This window comes from Neisseria sp. P0021.S006 (genome assembly GCF_051956895.1).
Window position 1 is genome coordinate 1 of the sequence record NZ_JBQCWZ010001257.1, and the last position, 446, is coordinate 446.

The window sequence follows — 446 nt, forward strand, 5'->3', positions numbered from 1 at the left end:
GTTTGTTTGTTGCAAAGATGTTTTTGTTATATTGCCCAAGTGTGTTTTCAGACGGCCTTTGCGCTTTAACTTATTTTTAACCCGATTTCTCTGACGAAGCGCCTGTCTTCGCGTACACTTTGGTTTTTTAGAAATGAGAATGGTTTATGTATCACGGCGAGAGATTTAATGCGTACAGCCATTTGGCCGGTTTCTTATTGGCAGTGGCGGCCTTGGTGCTGATGCTGGTGAAAGCGGTGGAATCGGCGGACGGCTATCGGATTGCCGGTGCACTGACTTACGGAATCTGCCTGCTGCTTCTGTATTTGGGTTCAACCTTATACCACAGTATTCCGCAGCCGAAGGCCAAGGCGATTTTGCAAAAGGTCGATCATTGCATGATTTATCTTTTGATTGCAGGCAGTTATACGCCGTTTACGCTGATTACCCTGCAGGGCAGCTGGGGC

1 protein-coding gene is annotated in these 446 nt (G+C 47.3%); it reads left to right on the plus strand.

Annotated features, from left to right (window positions below; genetic code table 11):
* Nucleotides 1-146 precede the first annotated feature (146 nt).
* Nucleotides 147-446, plus strand: a 300-nt coding sequence (gene trhA / locus ACTHUM_RS19760) for a PAQR family membrane homeostasis protein TrhA (RefSeq protein WP_440403978.1), incomplete at its 3' end; no start/stop codon positions are given.